This is a genomic window from Gracilibacillus halophilus YIM-C55.5 (genome assembly GCF_000359605.1).
Classification (GTDB): domain Bacteria; phylum Bacillota; class Bacilli; order Bacillales; family Amphibacillaceae; genus Gracilibacillus; species Gracilibacillus halophilus.
On record NZ_APML01000094.1, the window covers coordinates 1 to 7,953 of the forward strand.

The following is a 7,953-nucleotide window of genomic DNA, read 5'->3' on the forward strand; positions in this document are numbered from 1 at the left end:
AAAAAATCAAAGAAACGTCGTCATTCTAAGAAATAATTTTTGTATTGAGGGAGGAGATACGAGTTTGAAACGTACTGCGGAAATAACTTTGGGGATTATCGCTCTTGCACTTCAGTTACTTATAATTATTCTTTTGGTCACATTTATGGCCTTTTTCAACTTTCAATTTCCTGAAATGTTGTCTACAAAGTTTGTACCATGGTATGCATGGTTTGTCGTCGCAATTCATCTGGTTGGGTTCATTTTCGGCGTCATTGCTCTCATCTTGTTAAAAGATAAGCCAAAAACATCCGGAATTGTATTAGTCGCAACAAGTATAGTGATGCTAATACTCACATTAGGAGCGACAATTATACAGTCTGTCCTATTTATCATTTCAGGGATTATGTGCTTGGCAAAGAATCCTGCTAGCAAAAGACTGACATCAAAGCATGTTTAATCAATCCCCAAATGTTAGCAGATGTTGATCAGTTAACATTTGGGTTGTTTTTTTCCGCTTGAGGTGATTTTAACAGCAATGCGCCAATTTTTAGAAAATTACCAATTGATGGTGCGAGGATTTCTTGGAAAATGCGCAATATTTTATTTTTCGATGCTAACAGCTGCTTCACTTGTCTCTGTTTGACCCGTATCCACTTATTCGAGGCTAACAGTTACTTCCTCTTCCCTCTGTTTGACGCATATCCACTTATTCGAGGCTAACAGCTACTTCACTTGCCTCTGTTTAACCCGTATCCAGTTTTTCGAGGCTAACAGCTGCTTCTCTTGCCTCTGTTTGACGCGTATCCACTTTTTCGAGGCTAACAGCTGCTTCCCCTCCCTCTGTTTGACGCGTATCCACTTTTTCGAGGCTAACAGCTACTTCACTTGCCGCTGTTTAACGCATTTCCTACCAAATCAAAAGTTTTTCAACAATTTGACTATACTCCTACTTTTCAGTCTTTTTTCAATCAGCCAGCACAAATTCTGCTGTAAAATATGTTAAAATAGATTGAGAAAATTTCTCATTTACATGGTATATGTTTTACAGGAGGATTTATATATATGAGTAATCAATCATTTAGAAAAGCGATGAGCCATTTTGCAACAGGCATTACGATTGTCACCACAGAATTTGATCAACAAATTCACGGCATGACAGTGAATGCTTTTATGTCCGTTTCACTCGATCCGCAACTGATCACCATTTCTTTAGACCAAAAGACCAATCTCTATCAAAATGCAGACAAAATCGAGCGCTTCGGTGTCAGTATGTTACGAGAAGAGCAAAAGGACATCTCACAAATTTTTGCTAAACAAGTCGATCAACCTTTTCATGACTTCACCGAATTAGATCAAATACCCGTGATCAACCATGCGTTAACGACACTCGCCTGTACCGTCGTCAATCGCGTAGAAGCGGGCGATCATTTATTATTAATCGCAGAAGTCGACGACATAAAACTTAATGAAGGAAAACCAATCATCTATTACAACAGCCAATATCACACATTAAAAGACGAGTAAGGTGAGAAGATGTCGATCATAAAGCAATTCCGTAATAGTCTCAAGCTCCCAAACAAACAAGCATTATTTCAATTAAACCGTGTCAGTATGCGCGATACACTTGTTTATTTATTTTCACTCTATTTTTTACTATTTTTGCCGAATGTAGTCATGATGATCGCTCATTTTGATGTTTCGACATCTCCCTTTTCCTTTAGCCAATATTTATTACAGATTATTCTGTTTTATCCTTTTTTTATGCTATTTCTCGTGGTGACGAGTATATCGCTAGTCGCCCTTGTGTCTTGGGGAGTGAGTATTGGGTTAGGAAGAAACTTGATTTACCAGCAATTATGGAAAATGACTGGTTTTGCATTAACCATTCCTTTATGTGTGTATCAACTGTTAACATTACTTTCTGTTCCCGATGGATTCGTCGGTGTGTTTGCATCTTGCATTTTTTTCTATACGATCATTCGTATGATTTCACATTATCCAAAAAAACGTACCAACAGAAGGGAGAAAAAATTATGAGCGATCACTCATGGAAAGTCGCTTCATCACATACGACACAAGTTGATCGATTTAAGATAACCATTGATGAAATCGTCCTCGCCAATCAAGAAACGAAAAATTATTCGTATATTGAATTCCGAGATGGTGTTTGCGTGCTAGCAATGACGACGAAGGGGGAGATTATCGTCCTTCATCAATACCGACATGCGTTCGATACGTGGGAACTGGAATTTCCAGCGGGTATGATTGATGATGAAGAAACGCCATTACAAGCGGCTCAACGAGAGTTACTAGAAGAAACAGGATATCAAGCAACGAAATGGCAAGCATTAGGTGACTTTTACCCTTCCCCAGGTTCAACGACAGAAAGAATCCACCTCTTTTTAGCGAAAGATGCGACAAAAGAAATGGAACAATCGTTAGAAATGACAGAAGATATTGATGTACGACTTTGCGATACCCATGAATTTTATCATCTCATTGAAAACGATCACTTCAAGCATGGTGCAGGATTAGCTTGTTGGGCGAAATACCTCAGCCTTCCTAACCGAAGAACCGATTCCTAAACCGGACATCGGTTCTTCGTGTTACAGATAACATTAAAATTCTTCCATTATCATAAAAGTATGAAAATTTTATTGACAATGACAACAAATAAAAGTAAACTGTCATCAGTGAAAATGATTCTCAATTTCATATGTATATATTGTGTAGGAGGAATTGATATGTATCGCTTATTATCAAAGACAGGCGCTATCCTGAGCGCTTTTGTACTATTTATCTTTCTCGTTGCTTGCGGAGATTCGACCGATTCTTCAGAAAATGGTGAAAATGAATCTGATCAAGCTTCCAATGAAGAAGAAACAGAAGAAACCATCACGATTGAACATTCGATGGGGACAACAGAAATAGAAGGTACTCCTGAAAAAGTGGTTACCTTATATCAAGGAGCAACAGATACGATTACATCATTTGGAATAGAACCTGTAGGAATTGTTGAATCTTGGGTAGAAACACCTATTTATGAATACCTTCGTGACGACCTAGAAGGGACCACTATTGTTGGACAAGAAACACAACCGAACTTAGAAGAGATCGCTTCACTTGACCCTGATGTCATTTTTGCTTCAAAAACGAGACACGAAGACATTTATGAAAAATTAGACCAGATCGCACCGACAATCGCCATTGAAACGCTCTATGATTTCAAAGGAACCGTGGAGTTAATGGGACAAGCATTCAATAAACAAGACCGAGCAGATGAAATTCTTAACAATTGGAATAACCGCGTGGAAGACTTTAATACAAAAGCTGAAAATGAACTTGGAGATAAATGGCCACAAAATGTAGCACTACTTAATTTCCGAAGTGACCATGCACGTATCTACTTTGATAGCTTTGCAGGTTCTATTTTGCGTGAAGCTGGTTTCGAGCGTCCAGAAAATCAACAAGGCGACGAGTGGGGAATTAAGCTCACCGATAAGGAAAGTATCACGGAGATGAATGCAGATGTTTTCTTTGTCTTTATGGGGGATGATCCTGCTGTTGAAGAAACGTATAATGAATGGACCAATCATCCACTTTGGGAAAACCTTGACGCAGTGAAAAACGATCAAGTATATCGAGTCGATCAAGTGATATGGAACATGGGTGGCGGAATCAACGCCGCTAACTTAATGGTAGATGAACTATACGAACATTACGATTTAGAGAAATAACATGAGACTGGGACCGTATAAAATCACCAAATAGTAAGAACAAGAATGCAAATCTATATGAAGCGTAGGCAAAATACGGCGACTCCTGTGGGAAAGCACAAGCTGAAGATCCACTGTGTGAAGAGTTCTTCTTCACACAGTTAGCTAAAGCCGTGCCCAAGGGAAAGCGACGTATTTTGCCAAAGCGTCATGTGCACTCGGACATTCATGTTCGGTTTTTCTTGTCAAATCACTCTTTTGTCCCAGCCTCTTTTATGGAGAGATAGAAATTGAAATTATTTATGACACATGCATATATAAGATGGATCTTTTTAGCAAGCGCTATGTTGTTATTAGCCATTACAATCTTATTCAGTCTAACGTTAGGAAAAATATCTATCTCTACTGCTACGGTTTGGGATGCTTTTTTTCAGTATGATCCAAGCATTACCAATCATGTCATTGTTCGCTCCTCTCGCGTCACGCGAACGCTTATTGCCATCGTAATCGGTGCTACTTTAGCGATTGCTGGTATGATCATGCAAGCCATTTCTCGTAATCCCTTAGCCGCTCCTGATATTTTTGGCGTCAATGCAGGTGCCTTATTTTTTATTGTCTTTGCGGCAACTTTTTTATCCGTTGATTCATTAAGTCAATATATGTGGATTGGCTTTATAGGAGCTGGCATTGCTGGTGTTTTTGTATATTTATTAGGCTCTGTGGGGACAACTGGTCTCGCGCCCATACGTTTAGTCCTTGCGGGTGCAGCGATTAGTGCTCTATTCACTTCTTTTACACAAGGAATGCTCGTTTTAGATGAACAAGGAATGCAAAGTGTACTTTTTTGGCTTTCTGGTTCTGTAGCAGGAAGAGACATGGATATGCTTCTTCCCGTGCTCCCTTATATCACTGTTGGTACATTCATTGCTTTTTTTATGGGAAAGCCATTAAATATTTTGATGTCTGGTGAAGATGTTGCTAAAAATCTCGGTCAGAACACGTTACTTGTCAAGTTACTTTCAGGATTGGTTATCATTGTTTTAGCAGGTGGATCAGTTGCTATCGCTGGATCAATTGGTTTTATTGGTTTAGTCGTTCCACACATTGCCAAAGGGATTGCTGGACCAAATTATCAATGGGGCATTCCACTAAGCGGCCTATTTGGCGCCATTCTTCTGCTTCTGTCTGATATTATCGCAAGGTTGATTATTGCGCCTCAAGAAATGCCTATTGGTGTAATGACAGCTATCATCGGGGTACCATTTTTTATTTACGTAGCAAGAAAAGGAATGAAAAAATCATGAGTAAGCATTTTACGTTACGCAACAAAACAGGTACGTTTTCGATTCAAATTCATAAACAATCGTTCCTTCTGCTCATTCTTCTCGCTATATTAACGCTTGGCGTGTTTATGGTTAGTCTATCAGCTGGTAGTAATTATATTCCTCTATCATCTGTTATTAAAGAACTATTTATGGAAAGTGAACATTCTTTTGTTCTCAATGAGTTACGCATGCCTCGTGTAGTAATGGGCGCTGTTGTCGGAGCAGCACTCGGTGTTTCCGGACTTATTTTACAGCTTATCATTCGTAATCCACTAGGGGCACCTGATATCGTCGGTGTGACTGGCGGTGCATCCGTAGGGACAGTTCTTTTTATGGTATATTTCTTGGGTGAAGTAAGTATTCATTGGCAACCTTTATCATCGATTATTGCGCGGCGATCATCACTGCACTTATTTATCTTCTCTCATGGAATAATGGTGTCACACCGATGCGACTGATTTTGATTGGTATTGCTATTTCTGCTTTAACCGATGCTGTAGTAACGATATTTATGGTATCCAGTGAAGCGACCGTTGCTAGTAAAATATACTTATGGTTAACAGGTAGTTTATATGGAGCCAATTGGGAAGAAATTATGATACTAGTTCCGATTACGCTTGTATTACTCATCATACCTTTATTTCTAACAGGAATTGTCAACGCGAAACAACTGGGCGATGATTTAGCCACTGGAGTTGGCGTACGCGTACAATTTTATCGTTTGATTTTACTCATGTTAAGTGTCGGTCTGGCTGGAAGTGCCGTTTCATTTGCAGGCGGGATTGCGTTTGTCGGTTTAATTGCTCCCCACATTGCTAGACTTCTGCTTCACCGTTCTTTTGGTAATCTTGTATTCGGATCAGCATTAATCGGCGCTTTAATGGTCATGTCTTCAGATATTGTGGCCCGTACGGCTTTTTTACCTTCTGATATTCCAGTCGGTGTCTTCACTGCTGGCATAGGAGCTCCTTTTTTCATTTATTTACTATACAAAAATCGAGAGGGGATACGATAATGATTGCCACTCCGTCTCTATCAGAGCCATCTTCGAACTTAGCTTTTTTAAAACATCAACAGGAAAGAATCCATGCACCGAATGTAAAAGTTGCAGCTTCTATGACTATGAAAAGATATGCGCAACTACTTCTTCCTTGGGTTTTAGATCCTATGATTTTAGAGGAAAAAGCGTATTCGATCCCCACACACGCTTGTACATTAACAACAGAACTAACGTTGACTGTTGAAACGGCATCCATTACGGAAACAACGACACGACAAGAAGCATGGAAAAGCCTTTTTGCCGATCATTTAACTTTCGTATTACATGCTCTTCATCGGACAACAAATGTACCTAAACATATATTATGGGAAAACATTGCGGTACGGTTGAATTCATATTTTCGTAAAGCACTCGAACAATACCCTTCATCTCGTGAACGAATTTTCGAATTAGCAAAAGAATTACGGGGTTTACATCCAGACATTTTTCATGAAAACAAACATCCGATTCAGTCTTATCTTGCTCCTATCACTGACTTATCAGAACAACACAAACGGAAAACGTGTTGCTACTTTTATAAATTGGAAAAGGAAAAAGAAATGCCTTATTGTCTGGTTTGTCCATTAAAGGATGTAGGTCATTGATTGATTCATTCGTCGCTAATTAAAATGGATGATGATTACTAAAAAAACTGAACACCCAAACTATCAAATACATTGGAATTGCAACAATGATCATCCCTGCAAGTAAATAAGAAATCGACCTTATAATAAATTTTAAAATATCATATAAAGCACCTGCTAGATCATCAATAAATCGCAACACGATAAACCGCTCCTTCCCAATATATCTTGCTGATTTTATGTTTTATTCTTGTTATTGATGTTTTTATCTTATTTTCGAGAGTTTACTCTGCTCTCTATGTCCACAATTTGGACATGATGTCAGTGTATCATCATATTCATAGTCGCAATTTGGACATTGTATGGATGCTTTATGAAGCTGTCTCGTAAACCGATTTTGTACTTGTAATTGGTATAAAATGTTTAGCTGATTCTCTATGATTTGAGAAAACGCAAATAATATCAAGCTTACGGAAACTCCACCCGTTAACCAAATGAAAAAGCCAAATAAAGCGCCAGTAGACAGTCCAGATATGACACTAATAATGATTACGATCACGCCAACGACAACAAGTGCCACACTCATTTTAACATCTCCCTTCCTCACAGAATCATCCTTCCCCTTACACGCAATCAGTGTTACGTTTCTTAGTCCAGATAAAATATGACCGCTTCGTTATTAAGAGGTCTTAACAAATGTCATATTCAAGAAATTAAGAATGAGTATATAGAACGGATACACTATCAATCCTCCGATTATTAAAAGACTAGACGCGGGGTTTGGGGAATCACCACCATAAGTTATTGGGAACAGAGATGCAAAAATATAAATAAAAAATACAAAATAAGGTATCCATAAAATGACAGTCCACAGGTTTGCTTTTCGTCCATTTAGCCATTTTTTTGTTAAGCTATAAAGCATTATTGTGCCAACAGTTACTTCAATTAGAAGAATAACACCTGTTAAACTAATTATCGTGCCAATTTCCCAACTTGTTAGCCTACTTATTCTATAAACATTCATCACCAGTTGAACTGGAATAAAAATCATTAGAGCATATAGAATACTGATAGCGTTTAATTTCAAGAAATATTTCATTTTACCACCTAGCTCTTACACGCAATAATTTCTACGTTTCTTGGTCCAGATAAGCACGAGTTTGTTTAAGTCTATCCATTCATAACTCAAATTCCTATCGTTCGATTAAAAAAATCGCTGTTTTCTAAAAGGTTGTTGCTATTTGACACATATTATGATGAGCTCGTAGGCGATGACGCCTGCGGGAACAGCACGAGCCGAAGACCCC

At 38.5% G+C, this 7,953-nt stretch carries 8 protein-coding genes and 1 pseudogene; 8 read left to right on the forward strand and 1 reads right to left on the reverse strand.

What is annotated here, in order from left to right; genetic code table 11:
* The first annotated feature begins 64 nt into the window (after window positions 1-64).
* From J416_RS15215 to J416_RS14755, 8 genes and pseudogenes are all read left to right on the forward strand, one after another.
* Window positions 65-439 carry a DUF4064 domain-containing protein gene (locus tag J416_RS15215; protein WP_169331775.1) on the forward strand — a complete coding sequence of 125 codons (375 nt, stop codon included), beginning with the start codon at window positions 65-67 and terminating at the stop codon, window positions 437-439.
* 605 nt (window positions 440-1,044) lie between these two features.
* Window positions 1,045-1,506: a flavin reductase family protein gene (locus J416_RS14725; RefSeq protein ID WP_003475148.1), complete on the forward strand. Its 462-nt coding sequence runs from the start codon at window positions 1,045-1,047 to the stop codon at window positions 1,504-1,506.
* A 9-nt stretch (window positions 1,507-1,515) separates the two neighbouring features.
* Entirely contained in the window at window positions 1,516-2,019 is a 504-nt protein-coding gene (locus J416_RS14730; RefSeq protein ID WP_003475152.1) for a DUF1189 family protein, read from the forward strand.
* Window positions 2,016-2,567, forward strand: coding sequence for an NUDIX hydrolase (locus tag J416_RS14735; protein ID WP_003475154.1), 552 nt, complete (start codon window positions 2,016-2,018; stop codon window positions 2,565-2,567). The genes J416_RS14730 and J416_RS14735 overlap by 4 nt, the downstream gene beginning before the upstream one ends.
* Before the next feature lie 159 nt (window positions 2,568-2,726).
* Window positions 2,727-3,719, forward strand: coding sequence for an ABC transporter substrate-binding protein (locus J416_RS14740; protein WP_003475155.1), 993 nt, complete (start codon window positions 2,727-2,729; stop codon window positions 3,717-3,719).
* 269 nt (window positions 3,720-3,988) lie between these two features.
* On the forward strand, window positions 3,989-5,002 hold the full coding sequence (locus tag J416_RS14745; RefSeq protein ID WP_003475156.1) for a FecCD family ABC transporter permease: 1,014 nt from the start codon (window positions 3,989-3,991) through the stop codon (window positions 5,000-5,002).
* A 107-nt stretch (window positions 5,003-5,109) separates the two neighbouring features.
* Window positions 5,110-6,038 (forward strand): annotated as a pseudogene (locus J416_RS14750) (FecCD family ABC transporter permease).
* A complete protein-coding gene (locus J416_RS14755) occupies window positions 6,038-6,667 on the forward strand; it encodes an IucA/IucC family C-terminal-domain containing protein (RefSeq protein ID WP_003475157.1) in 630 nt (209 codons plus the stop codon). Before J416_RS14750 ends, J416_RS14755 begins: the two are co-directional and overlap by 1 nt.
* A gap of 244 nt (window positions 6,668-6,911) precedes the next feature.
* Here the strand turns inward: J416_RS14755 and J416_RS14760 are convergent, their stop codons facing one another.
* Complete coding sequence (locus tag J416_RS14760) at window positions 6,912-7,232, reverse strand: hypothetical protein (protein ID WP_156809606.1); 321 nt, start codon at window positions 7,230-7,232, stop codon at window positions 6,912-6,914.
* Between the last annotated feature and the right edge of the window lie 721 nt (window positions 7,233-7,953).